Source organism: Roseovarius litoreus (assembly GCF_900142765.1).
Lineage (GTDB): Bacteria > Pseudomonadota > Alphaproteobacteria > Rhodobacterales > Rhodobacteraceae > Roseovarius > Roseovarius litoreus.
In genome coordinates this window covers 161,868-175,646 of record NZ_FRCB01000003.1, presented here as the reverse complement: position 1 = coordinate 175,646, position 13,779 = coordinate 161,868, and the positions used below count along the sequence as shown (strand labels likewise).

General features: G+C 63.6%; 15 protein-coding genes. 3 read left to right on the top strand and 12 right to left on the bottom strand.

The genetic code is table 11. From position 1 onward, the window contains the following. Window positions 1-90 precede the first annotated feature (90 nt). From puhE to F3H35_RS07290, 3 genes are all read left to right on the top strand, one after another. Window positions 91-903, top strand: a complete 813-nt coding sequence (gene puhE / locus F3H35_RS07300) for a putative photosynthetic complex assembly protein PuhE (protein ID WP_149778962.1) — start codon at window positions 91-93, stop codon at window positions 901-903. Further along, window positions 893-2,107, top strand: a complete 1,215-nt coding sequence (gene hemA / locus F3H35_RS07295) for a 5-aminolevulinate synthase (RefSeq protein WP_149778961.1) — start codon at window positions 893-895, stop codon at window positions 2,105-2,107. The genes puhE and hemA overlap by 11 nt, the downstream gene beginning before the upstream one ends. Before the next feature lie 84 nt (window positions 2,108-2,191). Next, the gene (locus F3H35_RS07290) at window positions 2,192-2,632 is read left to right on the top strand and encodes a c-type cytochrome (RefSeq protein WP_149778960.1); all 441 of its coding nucleotides are present in this window, start codon (window positions 2,192-2,194) and stop codon (window positions 2,630-2,632) included. A gap of 87 nt (window positions 2,633-2,719) precedes the next feature. Here the strand turns inward: F3H35_RS07290 and dxs are convergent, their stop codons facing one another. The 12 genes from dxs to bchC all read right to left on the bottom strand — a co-directional run bounded on the left by dxs (window position 2,720) and on the right by bchC (window position 13,741). After that, the gene (gene dxs / locus F3H35_RS07285; RefSeq protein WP_149778959.1) at window positions 2,720-4,648 is read right to left on the bottom strand and encodes a 1-deoxy-D-xylulose-5-phosphate synthase; all 1,929 of its coding nucleotides are present in this window, start codon (window positions 4,646-4,648) and stop codon (window positions 2,720-2,722) included. 113 nt (window positions 4,649-4,761) lie between these two features. Then, on the bottom strand, window positions 4,762-5,880 hold the full coding sequence (pufC, locus tag F3H35_RS07280) for a photosynthetic reaction center cytochrome PufC (protein WP_149778958.1): 1,119 nt from the start codon (window positions 5,878-5,880) through the stop codon (window positions 4,762-4,764). Between the two features lie 3 nt (window positions 5,881-5,883). Then, window positions 5,884-6,870: a photosynthetic reaction center subunit M gene (pufM, locus tag F3H35_RS07275; protein ID WP_149778957.1), complete on the bottom strand. Its 987-nt coding sequence runs from the start codon at window positions 6,868-6,870 to the stop codon at window positions 5,884-5,886. Window positions 6,871-6,873: 3 nt separating this feature from the next. Then, on the bottom strand, window positions 6,874-7,713 hold the full coding sequence (gene pufL / locus F3H35_RS07270) for a photosynthetic reaction center subunit L (RefSeq protein WP_149778956.1): 840 nt from the start codon (window positions 7,711-7,713) through the stop codon (window positions 6,874-6,876). 125 nt (window positions 7,714-7,838) lie between these two features. Further along, entirely contained in the window at window positions 7,839-8,000 is a 162-nt protein-coding gene (gene pufA / locus F3H35_RS07265; protein ID WP_007814242.1) for a light-harvesting antenna LH1, alpha subunit, read from the bottom strand. 15 nt (window positions 8,001-8,015) lie between these two features. After that, window positions 8,016-8,165: a light-harvesting antenna LH1, beta subunit gene (pufB, locus tag F3H35_RS07260; protein WP_007814244.1), complete on the bottom strand. Its 150-nt coding sequence runs from the start codon at window positions 8,163-8,165 to the stop codon at window positions 8,016-8,018. A 139-nt stretch (window positions 8,166-8,304) separates the two neighbouring features. Continuing rightward, window positions 8,305-8,529: a cytochrome PufQ gene (pufQ, locus tag F3H35_RS07255; RefSeq protein ID WP_149778955.1), complete on the bottom strand. Its 225-nt coding sequence runs from the start codon at window positions 8,527-8,529 to the stop codon at window positions 8,305-8,307. 4 nt (window positions 8,530-8,533) lie between these two features. Beyond that, entirely contained in the window at window positions 8,534-10,015 is a 1,482-nt protein-coding gene (gene bchZ, locus F3H35_RS07250) for a chlorophyllide a reductase subunit Z (RefSeq protein ID WP_149778954.1), read from the bottom strand. A gap of 94 nt (window positions 10,016-10,109) precedes the next feature. Then, the gene (bchY, locus tag F3H35_RS07245) at window positions 10,110-11,672 is read right to left on the bottom strand and encodes a chlorophyllide a reductase subunit Y (RefSeq protein ID WP_149778953.1); all 1,563 of its coding nucleotides are present in this window, start codon (window positions 11,670-11,672) and stop codon (window positions 10,110-10,112) included. Continuing rightward, window positions 11,669-11,812 carry a hypothetical protein gene (locus F3H35_RS18815; RefSeq protein WP_188129908.1) on the bottom strand — a complete coding sequence of 48 codons (144 nt, stop codon included), beginning with the start codon at window positions 11,810-11,812 and terminating at the stop codon, window positions 11,669-11,671. Before F3H35_RS18815 ends, bchY begins: the two co-directional genes overlap by 4 nt. Further along, window positions 11,799-12,803: a chlorophyllide a reductase iron protein subunit X gene (locus F3H35_RS07240; RefSeq protein WP_149778952.1), complete on the bottom strand. Its 1,005-nt coding sequence runs from the start codon at window positions 12,801-12,803 to the stop codon at window positions 11,799-11,801. Before F3H35_RS07240 ends, F3H35_RS18815 begins: the two co-directional genes overlap by 14 nt. Beyond that, on the bottom strand, window positions 12,800-13,741 hold the full coding sequence (bchC, locus tag F3H35_RS07235) for a chlorophyll synthesis pathway protein BchC (protein WP_149778951.1): 942 nt from the start codon (window positions 13,739-13,741) through the stop codon (window positions 12,800-12,802). Before bchC ends, F3H35_RS07240 begins: the two co-directional genes overlap by 4 nt. Window positions 13,742-13,779: the final 38 nt, after the last annotated feature.

Here is a 13,779-nt window from a genome sequence, read left to right as displayed (position 1 = left end):
CTCGGCATATCACGCCATGCGGAGCGGGGGGGCAACCCTCCGCGCCGCACGCGGCGTGCCGTGCCTCGGGCGGTGTTGTGGGGGGCGCAGATGACAAGCCCTTGGATCGCCGCCCTTTTCGCGCTTTTCATCTGGTGGTTTTCCACCGGCGTGATCCTGATGGTGGTCCGTTACGCCGACCGCTCGGGTGGGCGCGCGCGGATCATCGCCACACTGGCGGGTCTGCCGATGCTGGTGGTCGGGATCTGGGGGTTCGAGGCGACTTTGCCCTCCGAAACCCTGGCCGCGGCCTATTGGGCGTTTCTGGCCGCCTTGGCGATCTGGGGCTGGATCGAACTGGCCTTCCTGACCGGCGCAATCACCGGGCCGAACCTGCGGGTCTGCCCCGACGATCTGCCTGAATGGGAACGCTTCCTGCGCGCCTGGGGCACCATCGCCTATCATGAAACCCTGCTGACGGCGGTTGTCGTCATCATGTGGCTCTATGGCTACGGGGCCGAGAACACCTTCGGCCTGTGGACCTTCACGACGCTCTATTTCGCGCGCATCTCGGCCAAGCTGAACCTCTATTTCGGCGTGCCGCGGATCAATACCGAATTCCTGCCCGAAGCGCTTGGCCATCTGGCCAGCCATTTCCGGATTTCGCGGCTGAACTGGGTCTTTCCGATCTCGATCACCGCCCTGACATTCGCCGCCGCGTGCTGGCTGGAACGGCTTTATGCCGCCACCGCGCCCGGTGATATCGCGGGCTTTGCCCTGCTGACCGCCATCACCCTGCTCGCGCTGCTGGAACACTGGCTCATGGTGTTGCCGCTGCCCGATGCGAAACTCTGGCGCTGGATGCTTCCCGCTCCCAAGCCATCACAACACAAGACAAGACCGGAGGGACCTCATGGATTTTGACGCCATGTTCAACGCGCAGCTGGATGCGCTGAAAGAAGAAGGGAACTACCGCATCTTCGCGGAGCTCGAGCGCCGCTGCGGAGCATTCCCCAAGGCGATCAGCCATGATGACGAGGCCCCCGACGAGGTGACGGTCTGGTGCTCGAACGATTATCTCGGCATGGGCCAGCACCCGATCGTGCGGCAGGCCATGAAGGATGCAATCGACCAATGCGGCACCGGCGCAGGTGGCACGCGCAACATCTCGGGCACCAATCACCTGCATGTCAAACTGGAACGCGAACTGGCCGATCTGCATGGCAAGCAGGACGCGCTGCTGTTCACCTCGGGCTACGTGTCGAACTGGGCCGCGCTCTCGACGCTCGGCAGCCGCCTGCCCGACGCGGTGATCCTCAGCGACGAGCTGAACCACGCCTCGATGATCGAAGGCATCCGCCATTCGCGCGCCAGCAAGGTCATCTGGAAGCATAACGACCCCGAGGATCTGGACCGCAAACTGTCGGCCCTGCCCGCCAACGCGCCCAAGATCGTGGCCTTCGAATCCGTCTATTCGATGGATGGTGATATCTGCCCGATGGCCGAAATCGTCGAGGTGGCCGAAAAGCACGGCGCGATGACCTATCTTGACGAGGTGCATGCCGTGGGCCTTTACGGCCCGCGCGGCGGCGGCGTCAGCGAAGAGCTGGGTCTGGCCGACCGCATCACCCTGATCGAGGGCACGCTCGGCAAGGCCTATGGCTGCATGGGCGGCTATGTGACCGGCTCGACCGCGATGTGCGATTTCATCCGCTCCTTTGCCAGCGGCTTCATCTTCACCACTGCCCTGCCCCCGGCTGTCGCGGCAGCGGCGACGGCGTCGATCGCGCATCTCAAGACATCCCAGATCGAACGTCAGCAACAGCGCGACCGCGTCGCGCGCCTGCGCGCGCAACTGGATCGCCGGGGCATTCCGCATCTGGACAATCCCAGCCATATCATCCCGGTGATGATCAAGGATCCGGTCAAATGCCGGATGCTGGCGGATATCCTGATGCGCGACTGGGGCATCTATGTGCAGCCGATCAATTACCCGACCGTGCCCAAGGGCACCGAACGGTTGCGCTTCACCCCCGGCCCCTTGCACAGCGACGCCGATATCGACCATCTGGTCGAGGCGCTGACCGTGCTCTGGAAGCAATGCGCGATTGCTCACGCCGTGGCATAATCCTGCCTTTTCCGGCAATCACACGGTTGACATCGGGCGCGTAAAGCTACCTGACTATGCCAGAGCAACCAAGGGAGGTTTCGGATGAAACTGAAATATGCAACGCTTCTGACCGCTGTGGCTCTGGCCGCGCCGGCATTCGCGGATGATCACGCCAGCGGCGACGCGGCGGCGGGCGAAAAGGCCTTCAACCAGTGCAAGGCCTGCCACATGATCACCGATGCCGACGGCAACAACATCGTCAAGGGCGGCCAGGTCGGCCCGAATCTTTACGGGATTGTCGGGCGCACCGCAGGGTCGGTCGAAGGCTTCCGCTATTCCGACCTGCTGATCGCGGCAGGCGAACAGGGTCTTGCATGGGATGAGGCCGGCTTTGTCGGCTACGTCCAGGACCCAACCAGCTGGCTCGAAGAGCATACCGGCGAAAAAGGCCGCAGCAAGATGACCTTCAAGGTCCGCAAGGAAGAAGACGCCGTCAACGTCTGGGCCTACCTTGCATCGGTTGGCCCCAAGGGCGGCTCGTAAGTCTTAAAGATTACGCCAGTTTGAAAGGCCGCGCAGGGCATCCCCCGCGCGTCCTTTTTCATTGTCCGGCAGTCGCTTGAACGGCCCCTACTTGGCCAGACTGAGCGGCACCACCCGTGCCGTGCGCTCAGACGCGGCCCGTGCCGTGGCCGCGATATCGGCGGCGGTCATCCCGGCATCGGCATACATGTCGGCCGGGCTGGCCTGATCGATGAACCGGTCCGGCAGGCAGACATTGCGCATCGCAAGCCCGCGGTCGAACGCGCCTTCGCGCGCCAGCGCGTGCATGACGATCGAGCCGAAGCCGCCCTCGGCCCCCTGCTCCACCGTGATCAGCGCGCGATGCTTTTCGGCCAGCTGCATCACCAGCTCGATATCCAGCGGCTTGGCAAAGCGCGCATCGGCCAGCGTGACGCTCAGCCCCTCGCGCTCCAGCAGATCGACTGCCTCGATGCATTCGGCCAGATGCGCGCCATAGGACAGGATCGCCACATCCGTGCCCTCGCGCAGCACCCGGCCCTTGCCGATCTTGAGAACCTGGCCGCGCTCGGGGATCGCGACGCCCATGCCCGATCCGCGCGGATAGCGGAAGGCGATGGGGCCGGCATCATGCGCGGCGGCCGTGGCCACCATATGCTTCAATTCGGCCTCGTCAGCCGCCGCCATCACGGTGAATCCCGGCAGACTGGATAGATAACCGATGTCAAAGGCGCCCGCATGGGTCGCGCCATCCGCCCCCACCAGCCCCGCGCGATCAATCGCGAAGCGCACCGGCAGGCCCTGCAGGGCCACGTCATGCACCACCTGGTCATAGCCGCGCTGCAGGAAGGTGGAATAGATCGCGCAGAACGGCTTCAACCCGCTCGCCGCCATCCCGGCGGCAAAGGTCACCGCGTGCTGCTCGGCGATGCCCACGTCGAAGACGCGCGCAGGGAACCTAGCGGCCATCACGTCCAGCCCGGTACCCGAGGGCATCGCGGCGGTGACCGCCACGATATCGGGATCGCGCGCGGCCTCTTCGGTCAGCGATTGGCCGAAAATCGAGGTATAGGACGGGGTGCCGCCCGATGACTTGTTCTGCGCACCGGTGGCCACGTCGAATTTGGCCACGCCATGATACTTGTCGGCGCTTGTCTCGGCGGGGGCATAGCCCTTGCCCTTGACCGTGCAGCAATGGATCAGGACCGGCCCGGTGGCACGGGTCCGTGCCGCGCGCAGCACCGGCAGAAGCTGGCTCATGTCATGCCCGTCGATCGGCCCGACATACTCGAAGCCCAGTTCCTCGAACAAGGTGCCGGACCCGGTCAGCCCGGTCACCAACTGGCGGGCGCGCTTGGCGCCCTCGCGCATCGGCGCAGGCATCGCCGCCTCGAAGCCTTCGGCCAGCGACGCCATGCGCGCCAGCGGCTCGTTGGCATAAAGCCGGCTGAGATAGGACGACATCGCCCCCACGGGCGGCGCGATGCTCATTTCATTGTCGTTCAGGATCACGAACAGCCGTCGCCCCTCGTGCCCGGCATTGTTCATCGCCTCATAGGCCATGCCCGCACTGATCGACCCGTCGCCGATCACCGCGATCGCATCGCCCGTGGCCTGACCCATGTCGCGCCCCACCGCAAAGCCAAGTGCGGCACTGATCGAGGTCGAGCTATGCGCTGCCCCGAACGGGTCATAGGGCGACTCGGATCTCTTGGTGAAGCCGCTCAACCCGTCTTTCTGGCGCAGCGTGCGGATGCGGTCCCGCCGTCCGGTCAGGATCTTGTGAGGGTAGCATTGATGGCCGACATCCCAGATCAGCTTGTCCATCGGTGTGCTGAACACCGCATGGATCGCCACCGTCAGTTCCACAACGCCAAGGCTCGATCCCAGATGGCCGCCGGTTTCCGACACGGCCGAGATCACCTCGGATCGCAGCTCCTGGGCCAGCCGGGCGAGATCCCGATCCGGCATCTGGCGCAGGTCCGACGGACCTGCAACACGGTCGAGCAACGGTGTGTGTGGTTTTTCGCTGGGCATCGCGGCCCCCCTTTTCGGTGGCTCTGGCGTCGCCCGCGCAACGGGGTCGGGACGCAGGCGGCGCGATGAGAACGGAACGGCGCGCGGGATGGCGCGCCGTTCCCTGTTTCAGCTCAGTTGCCGTAATCCGGCGCGCCCGTCGTGGCCAGTTCCGGCCAGTCCTTGATGACGTTCGTGCCCTGCAGCGGCTGCTGATAGCCCTTGTGGCAGGTCTTGCAGGCCGCCTTCGGCGCATCGGCATGAACCGGCCCAAGACGTTCGGGCGGATACTGATCCTGAAGCGGCACGAGATATTCGTTGTTCATCTCGAGCACCATCTGGATGCCAAGGCTTTCGGTGGCCCATTGCGGGGTCACTTGCGCACCGTCATAGAAGGCGCGGCTGTTGTGGCAGAACACGCAGTTCACCCCGAGCGAGTTGCTGACATAGTTCATCAGCGAATAGGTCCGCTCGGCCTGCTGGATGCCCGGATAGCCATCCGTGCCCGGAATACCCGCAACGCGGCTTTCCAGATCGTGCACCGCGATCACCTCGCCATCGAGCAGGTATTTCTCCAGCGCGTCCGAGGGCAGAGAGGTGAACTGGCTTTGTGCCGTCACCCGGTTCTGATTGGCCGACCAGCCCGCCATCGTCTCGTTCACATCGCCCATCTTGAACCAGATGTCGCTGGGAACGTTCTGTCCGCGGTGGCAGGTCATGCAGGTCACGCCGACCTGTTTGTTGGCGTTGACGTGACCGTCCCATGCCTCGTTGAGGTTCTGCGTCATCTGGATCATCCGGCGGGCGACGACCTTGGTGTAAAGGTTGTCCTCGCCGTAGGTCTCGATGTCGCCATCGCCGTGGCAATAGGCGCAGCCCTGCTCGGGCGAAACCCACCGGGTCATCGCCGCCATCAGCCGGTTGAAGTTGGCATCGGTCAGATCGCCCAGAACCTGAACGTTCTGGTAGATGTCCTTGGCCAGGGCTTCACCCGGTTCGGGCACGAAGGGCGGATCCTCGATCAGAAGCTCGATATCGGGATCGGGCTTCGCCAGATCGGCGGTGAATTCGGGGACGGACATCCCCGTGCCGCGCGGACCGGTCTGCATGCTGTCGGTTGCGAAGGGCTGCCCCCATGCGATCAGCATGGTGGCGGCAAAGACTGCCCCGCCCACCGTGCCGATGATGATCGCCGGACGGAAGACGTCCGTGGGATTGTCCCGGTTCCATTTGTCAAACCATTTGGGAAACATCGCTCAGTCCTCCTGCCCGATGAAGGCTTCATAAGACCCAAAGCTCTCATAGCCGTAAGACCCATCGTACATCGGCGCGAAGTTGTGCTCCTGAGCCCAGATGAACCAGTTGTCGACAACCGTGCCTGTCAGCAGGATCCCGATACCGCCGGTGATTGGCGTCAGTACCGCGAACCACCAGGCCCAGCGGTGAATACCCTCCATCGTGGCATTGAACCCCATGGTCCAGCGCCAGAACAGGGCCGCACGCTCGCTCGCCGTGCCGCGGTCATAGATCTGCTCCAGCTCACGGTCGCCGCCGAAGCGGGTCACGGCAAGGATGGTCGCCCCATGCATCGCGAACAGCAGCACCGAGCCATAAAGGAACACGATCGAGAGACAGTGGAACGGGTTGTAGTACAGATTGCCGTAGCGGATCGAGAACGCCGTGGTCCAGTCGAGATGCGGGAAGATGCCGTAAGGCACAGCCTCGGACCATGACCCCATCAGGATCGGACGGAACAGCCCCAGCACCAGGAACAGCCAGATCGCGGAGCCGAAGGCCCAGGCGATATGCTTGCCCATCTTGTGCTGCTGAGCCAGCAGATACGAGCGCAGCCACCATGTCATGACACTGACCAGCAGGAAGAAGCTCGAGATGATATACCAGCCCCCGTCATTGAGCGGCGGCATCGACAGGCCGTGTTCGGGGCCGGGCGGTTCAAGCGCCAGCCAGAAGCCCTGCCGCAGGAACTCGGGGATCGACCAGCCGACCTGCGCCAGCATGTTCAGACCCACGATGTTGAACCACAGGACACCTGTCAGCAGGCTGATCATCCCGGTCCAGCCAAGATAGACCGGACCGATCTGTGCGTTGCCCATCCAGCCGACCAGGGTGCTGAAGAACGGCTTGCCGATCCGCTCTTCGGCCATGTTGTTTTCGTTGTCCATGCCCCATTCGGGCGGGCCCTGGACCTGAACTTGTGTGAATATGTTCTGATATTCGGGCATTTGTTACATCCCCACCTGAGAGGGCCAGATCGGCAGCTCAAGCCACCAGTTCCACCACTCGGGCCAGCCCTTGGTCCAGAGAGGTCCGCTGATGATGATGCAGACCGCCGACCAGAACCCGGCATTGAGCGCCAGCAGCAAACCGACGCGGTGAATCCCCAGCGTGCCCACCGAGTAACCGATGAAATCGCGGAAGAACGTATCCTCGTGATCGGGCGATTTGGCCTCTTCGCCCTTCTCGGGGTTGGCAGCCGACAGGATCAGGCCGCCATGCAGCGCCAGCGCCAGCGTGGTGGTGAAGAAGAAGGTCACCGCCAGCATATGCGCCGGATTGTAATGGAAGTGCAGATAGGCGTAGCCGGTGTTCGACACCCAATCGAGGTGGCTGAAGATGCCATATGGGAAGCCATGCCCCCATGCGCCCATCAGCAAGGGACGGAACACCACCAGTGTGGCATAGGCGAAGATCGCGACACTGAAGGCGAAGGGCACATGATAGCCCATGCCCAGTTTGCGGCAGATCTCGACCTCTCGTAGCGCCCAGCTGATGAAGGCGCCTAGCGCGCAGATCGTGATGATCTGCCAAAGACCGCCCTCCATGAGCGGTGCCAGCCCCAGACCGTATTTCAGGTCGGGCGGCGCGATGTTGATCAGCCAGGGATTGAAGGTGCCCTGATGGGCAGCGCCCCAGAATATAAGGATGGTCCCCAGGGCGGCAAAGAACGCCGCCGTGACACCGAAGAAGCCAACGTAGAAAGGTCCGACCCAGAAGTCGAACAGATCGCCGCCGATCAGCGTCCCTCCGCGGACCCGGTATTTTCGTTCGAAACTGAGCACAGCCATTTTCGCAGCCTCCGCATATGGCGACTCGCGGGGCCCTCTGGCCCGGAGCCAACCGGATCTAAACTTGGTCTTGGTAGCCGCGGGCGGGACAGGCCCCGCCCGCAGCGCTGTCTTGCATCAGCTGATCAGCCGCCGTACTTGGCAGCGGCGATTTCAAACCAGTTGAAACCGTCGGTGCTCAGAAGCACGAGGTGGATCATCGCTGCGAGCAGAAACAGGAACGCGCCCTGCGCCACGAACACGCGGCGGGGGTCGAAGATGAGCCAGATCTTGTAGAATTTAGCCATTTCTATACCCCTTCCTTAGAACCACGGGAACCAGATGAAGGTTGCGATGTGTGCAACCACTGCAATCAGCGCGAACAGCCAAAGGCCGCTCATGTAGACCGAATGCAGCTCCTGGGCCTGCTCGTCTGTGAGACCTGTGAAGGACAGGTCGGATTTATCAGCCATGAACTTTCCTCCGGAACGTTATGCTGACGCCGCGAACCCCGCGGCCGGGTGCCTTCGGGGCCTTCACGGTCCCTCAGGTTTCTGTCCGCCCTTTCGGACAGGCAGCTTGGATCTCGGATCACCGAGCACTTGGACGTGCTCAGGCCGAGAATATGAATGGCGTCGTGCGATCCGCCTCGGACCATGCGCGGGCCAGCGGGCCGCGCAGGTTCAACGTGCGGAGCGCCCCGACATCGCGCAGGTAACTGACCGTTGCGAAAGGCAGCGCCACGATGAAGATCGTCGCGAAATAGACCTTGAATTCCAGGCTGCGGCGACGACCGTGATGGCTGCGCTGCGGCGGGTTGGATGTCATGTCGGTCATGATGTCAGTCCTCCTTGTGAACTGGCTGTGCCTGGCGCCCCTCGGGCGACAGGGCTTGCACGGTTTCCAGGACCACGCGCTCGGCGCCTTGCCGCAGGGCGGCTTCCTCGGCGGCGTCGCGCAGGGTCTTTGCTGCGGAAATTCGGGTCAGAACCGGATGGCCGGCAACGATCCGGTCGAGCTCGCGTTGCGCGTCCTCGTCCCAGGGGAAGTCGCGGCGCAGCGGCGTCGGCGTGGCGGCAGTGGCGTCCATCTCGGAGCCGAGCGGCAGGATGTGGAACAGCGCATCGAACAGCCCGTTGCACACTTCCTGCAAGAGATACGTGGCCCCCGCATAGCCCATCATCGGTGTTCCCGTGGCCCGTCGGATCGCGGCACCGGGGAAGCTGGCGGGGATGAAGGCCGGTTTCGGCCCATGCCCGCCCTGCAGCTCGGCGAGATACATTTTCTCGTTGATCGACCCCATCAGGATCAGCGGACGTGCCTGCCCGATCAGCGCGCGCACTTCCTCGTTGTTGGTCTTGGTCCCGGCGCTGCGCGACACCGCGAAGGCGCAAGGCAGTCCCAGATCACCTTCGAGGTAATTGCGGATGCCGCGGGCATAGGTCTCGTTGGCGACGATGCCGAAACTGGCCGTGGCAAAGAAATCCTGCGTGACGCTGCGCCACAGATCCCAGACCGGCTTGATCGTCGAATGCTTTTCGCGGGCGATGAACGGCTCGGGGTCCAGCCCCAGAAGCTCGCCCAGCTTGCGCAGGAATTTCGTCGTGCTCTCGACCCCGATGGGCGCCTGCAGATAGGGCTTTTCCAGCACCTCGCACAGACCCCGGCCAAACTCGCGATACATGCAGATGTTCACATCCGCGTTCACCAGATCGCGCATCTCGGCCAGATGCGCGCCAAGCGGCATCACCATGTTGACCTCGGCGCCGATCCCTTCGACCAGACGGCGGATCTCGTGCAGGTCGCTCGGCATGTTGAACGTGCCATACATCGGGCCAAGAATGTTGACGCGCGGCGCGGCGCCATCCTCGCGGGCCTTCTCGCGGGGCATCCTGCCCTTGGTCATTCCGAATTCGGTGAACAGCCAGGTCATCGCGCGATCAGCGGCTTGCCACTGGTCCTCGTCGATGGTGCGCGGCAGGAAACGCTGGATATTGGTGCCCATCGGCGTCACGCCACCGCCGATCATCTCGGCGATCGAGCCGGTGACGACCACGGCGGGAAGTGCCGGATCAAGCGTGCCCCAGGCCCGCTTCATCGCGCCTTCGGTGCCGTCGCGGCCCAATTCCTCTTCGCCAAGCCCCGTCACCACGATCGGCAACTCATGGGGCGGCAACGCATCGGTGTAATGCAGCACCGAGGTCACGGGCAGGTTCTCGCAGCCCACGGGACCGTCTATGACCACCTGCAGACCCTTGATGGCGCAGAAGGCATAGATCGCCCCCCAATAGCCGCCAGCCCGGTCATGATCCTGGATCAGCATGGCGCACCGCCTTTCGCGCGGTGAGTCGCACCGACGCAATACCGACGTGATACCGACGTGATACCGAAGCGGATATTTTGCCCCCGGACACCCATCAGATCATCTCCTGCGCCTTGGCGGCGCGGCGCTGTTTTTCCAGTTTCTTGAGGTTCAGGGCGCGATAATCCTCGCGGATATTCGGATCGCCCTCCCAGACACCGGCGGTATCGCCGGTGCCCACACCCTCAAAGAATTCGCGCATATGTTCCATGCGCGCCTTGCCTGCCATGGCGGCATTGACCACCTCGGCCAGGCTGCCTGCCCCTGCAGGTCCCATCAGCGGTCGCGCCGAGATGAGGTTTGTGAAGTAAAGCGCTGGAATCGCGAGCTCTTTGGCCTTTTGCACAACCGGTGTCGTGCCGATGGCCAGATCGGGTTTCAGTCCTTCCATCGCCGCGCAATCGTCTTCCAGCGAGGCGCGGAATTTCACCGTCACACCGCGGGCGCGCAGCCATTCGGCATCCGCTTCCGACCACGGGGTTTTCGGGCAGGCGGTGCCCACATAAGGCACATCCGCACCGCTCTCGATCAGCAGCCGGGCAACCAGCAGTTCGCTGCCTTCATATCCGCTTAACGTGATCGTGCCATTGATCGGCGCTGCACTCAGCGCGCCCTTGATCGCCGGCAAAAACGCATTCTGCGCCTGCGCCACCTTGTCGGCGGACAAACCGAACGCGTCACCGATCCCCGCCAGCCAGGCGGCGGTGCCGTCATGCCCTACGGGCGCGCTGCCCACGATGGGGCGGCCTGCGGCCTGAAACTCGCGGACGGCGGCGGTATAGAACGGATGGATCGCCGCGACCGCGCCGCAATCCAGCGCGGCATAAAGCTCGCGCCATTCGCGGCATGGCACCACCGGCCCTGCCGCCAGCCCCATGGGCGCCAGCATCTGGCCGATCATCACCGGATCGACCGGGAACATCTCGCCCAACAGGGCCACGCTTGGCCTGTCGGACACACCGCCCTCGGGCTTGGGCACCGGGCCGGCCTGGATTTCCTTGCGCGCATAATTCAGCATCGCGCCGGCCAGCACGTCCTTGGCCTCGGCATGGGTTGGAATTCCGAACCCCGGCACATCAATGCCGACGATCCGTACGCCGTTGATTTCACTCGGCAAAAGCCGCAGCGGAACACCGCTGGCGGTTGGCACGCACAGATTGGTCACAACCACCGCATCGAAGCGGTCGGGATCGGCCAGCTCGTGCACGCTGTCGCGGATATCCTCGAAGAGCTTCCCCGTCACCAGGCTTTCGGAATTGAACGGCACATAGCCGACCGACCGCCGCGCACCGTAGAAATGGCTCACGAAGGTCAGACCGTAAACGCAGCAGGCCGAACCGGAGAGCACCGTGGCCACCCGTTTCATGCGCAGCCCAACCCGCAGCGAACCAAAGGCGGGGCACATGCTTTGCGGCTTGTCATGCGGACCTTGGGGATAGTCCTTGGCATACTGGTCCAGCAGCTCGGATTGGCCGGCCATGCGGGCGGCCTTTTCCATCTCGGCGCCCGAGTGGCAGCCAAGCCCCGGATCGCCCTGCAGTTCAGGGGCCGGCGCGTCGGACTTGCCTTCGATCACCTGCGCAGTCGCGGCGTCGTCATATGTGACTTCTTCGCTCATGCAGTCCCCCGGGTGTCCTCTTGCTGGCCGGATTGGCGGATATCCTCGACAAGTCGGCGAATCTGGTCGGGGCGGGCCCGGGCCAGCATTTCGCGGACTTCGTTCAGGCGGCGGTCACAGGACTGATCATGCTTCGTCATAGATCACCTCCAGGCTCTCGCGCGTGACGGCGTATTTGCCGCGCATGTCCTCGTCGGTCGCGGGCTCCAGCGTGACACCCGCTCCGGTATCCGAGCCGTCGAACAGCGCCAGAAGCCCGTCCTGATCCAGCGGTGCAGGCCGCACCGGCGGCGCCAGAGACACCGCCTCGGCCAGCTCGGCAAACAGCGCGCCCCATTGGCTTTGGGCCGTGCCGACAATCTGGTAATTGGCGGATTTCTTGCGCAGATCGTCATCCTGCGGAATGGCCGCCAGCACGGGGATATCCACCGCCTTGGCAAAAGCCTGCGCCTCGCCCGAGCCATCGTCCTTGTTGATCACCAGACCGGCGATCCCGACATTGCCACCCATCTTGCGGAAATACTCGACCGCCGAGCAGACATTGTTGGCGACATACAGCGATTGCAGATCGTTCGAACCCACAAGGATCACCTTCTGCGCCATGTCCCGCGCGATCGGCAGGCCGAAGCCGCCACAGACCACGTCGCCCAGGAAATCAAGCAGGACATAATCGAAATCCCAATCGTGAAAGCCCAGCTTTTCAAGAAGTTCGAAGCCATGGATGATCCCGCGACCACCACAGCCACGACCCACTTCCGGCCCGCCAAGCTCCATCGCGAAGACACCGCCGCGCTTGAAGCAGACATCGCCGATCTGCACCTGCTCGCCGGCGAGGTTCTTCTTGGTCGAGGTCTCGATGATCGTGGGGCAAGCCTTGCCACCGAACAAAAGCGAGGTCGTATCGGATTTGGGATCGCAGCCGATCAACAGGACGCGCTTGCCCTGTTCGGCCATCATGTGACTGAGATTGGCCAGCGTGAAGGATTTGCCGATCCCGCCCTTGCCGTAAATCGCGATGATCTGGGTTTTCGAGGTCGGCTCCCCATGAGGAACCTCCAGGGTCGGCTCTTCAGCCGCCTCATCCCGCAGGCGTTTGTCGAAATCCTTCAGATTCGGTACTTCGTCCTTCACGCGGCGTCCTCCCAATCAAGTATCATTTTCAGGCATCCGCTGTCTTCGAATGCCGTTCGGTAGGCGTCGGGTGCCTGCCGCGCCGAGGCGCGATGCGTGATCAGCCCCTCCAGCGACAGCGCGCCGCTATTCACCAATGCGGCGGTCGCGGTCAGATCATCGCGCGCCCATTCCGCCGCGACGCGGAACCGCGCCTCTTTCATGAAAGCGGGCGGAAAGGCGAAACTCAGCGCATCGGGATAAAACCCGGCCAGAACGATCTCGCCGCCCTTGCGGATGCGGCCCACCAGATCGTTGAGAATGGCCGAATTGCCCGAGGCATCGTAAATCGCGCCATAGTCACGGCGCGTGTCGTCTTCTGGGGCGATCACCTGGTATCCCGTGGCGCCCGTGCGCCGGTCGGCCTGCGTCTCCCAGACGGTGGGCGCGGGCGCACCGGCGGCGATGGTCAGCCGCGCAAGCAAGCGCCCCAGCACACCATGCCCCACGATCAGATCGGGCACGGCCTTGTCGAGCCCCGCCATCGCGTGCCGCGCCGTAGCCGCGAGAGCCAGAAGCGCGCCTTCGGCCCCGAGGACCGGATCGATTCGCGTGACGCGGTCGGCCTTCGTCACCAGACGCGCCGAGGCGCCGCCGAAAAGACCGAACGCTCCGTTAAAACAATCTGCACCGGGGACGAATACATGATCCCCAGGCTTGAAACCGGTGCCGGGCGCGGCCTCGACCACCTCGCCTGCCGCCTCATAGCCGGGAACAAGCGGATACCCCATGCCCGGGAAGGGCGGCATCCGGCCTGACCAGAACAGCTTTTCGGTGCCGGTGGAGATTCCGGAATGCGCGATGTCAACGACCAGATCCCCGGCTCCCGGCGCTTTGAGCGCGAGAGTGTCCAAGTGAAGATCCTCTGGACCGTTCAAAAAGACAGCGCGGGCCTCCATTAACATCTCCTTGTTTCCTTGGGCCCCCTGCTGGTCGA

Coding starts and splice junctions, on each gene's coding strand:
- F3H35_RS18815 (WP_188129908.1), bottom strand. CDS start 11,812: ATGACGAAGCATGATCAGTCCTGTGACCGCCGCCTGAACGAAGTCCGC.
- pufM (WP_149778957.1), bottom strand. CDS start 6,870: ATGCCCGAATATCAGAACATATTCACACAAGTTCAGGTCCAGGGCCCG.
- pufA (WP_007814242.1), bottom strand. CDS start 8,000: ATGGCTAAATTCTACAAGATCTGGCTCATCTTCGACCCCCGCCGCGTG.
- bchZ (WP_149778954.1), bottom strand. CDS start 10,015: ATGCTGATCCAGGATCATGACCGGGCTGGCGGCTATTGGGGGGCGATC.
- dxs (WP_149778959.1), bottom strand. CDS start 4,648: ATGCCCAGCGAAAAACCACACACACCGTTGCTCGACCGTGTTGCAGGT.
- F3H35_RS07290 (WP_149778960.1), top strand. CDS start 2,192: ATGAAACTGAAATATGCAACGCTTCTGACCGCTGTGGCTCTGGCCGCG.
- pufB (WP_007814244.1), bottom strand. CDS start 8,165: ATGGCTGATAAATCCGACCTGTCCTTCACAGGTCTCACAGACGAGCAG.
- pufC (WP_149778958.1), bottom strand. CDS start 5,880: ATGTTTCCCAAATGGTTTGACAAATGGAACCGGGACAATCCCACGGAC.
- pufQ (WP_149778955.1), bottom strand. CDS start 8,529: ATGACCGACATGACATCCAACCCGCCGCAGCGCAGCCATCACGGTCGT.
- puhE (WP_149778962.1), top strand. CDS start 91: ATGACAAGCCCTTGGATCGCCGCCCTTTTCGCGCTTTTCATCTGGTGG.
- hemA (WP_149778961.1), top strand. CDS start 893: ATGGATTTTGACGCCATGTTCAACGCGCAGCTGGATGCGCTGAAAGAA.
- bchY (WP_149778953.1), bottom strand. CDS start 11,672: ATGAGCGAAGAAGTCACATATGACGACGCCGCGACTGCGCAGGTGATC.
- bchC (WP_149778951.1), bottom strand. CDS start 13,741: ATGGAGGCCCGCGCTGTCTTTTTGAACGGTCCAGAGGATCTTCACTTG.
- pufL (WP_149778956.1), bottom strand. CDS start 7,713: ATGGCTGTGCTCAGTTTCGAACGAAAATACCGGGTCCGCGGAGGGACG.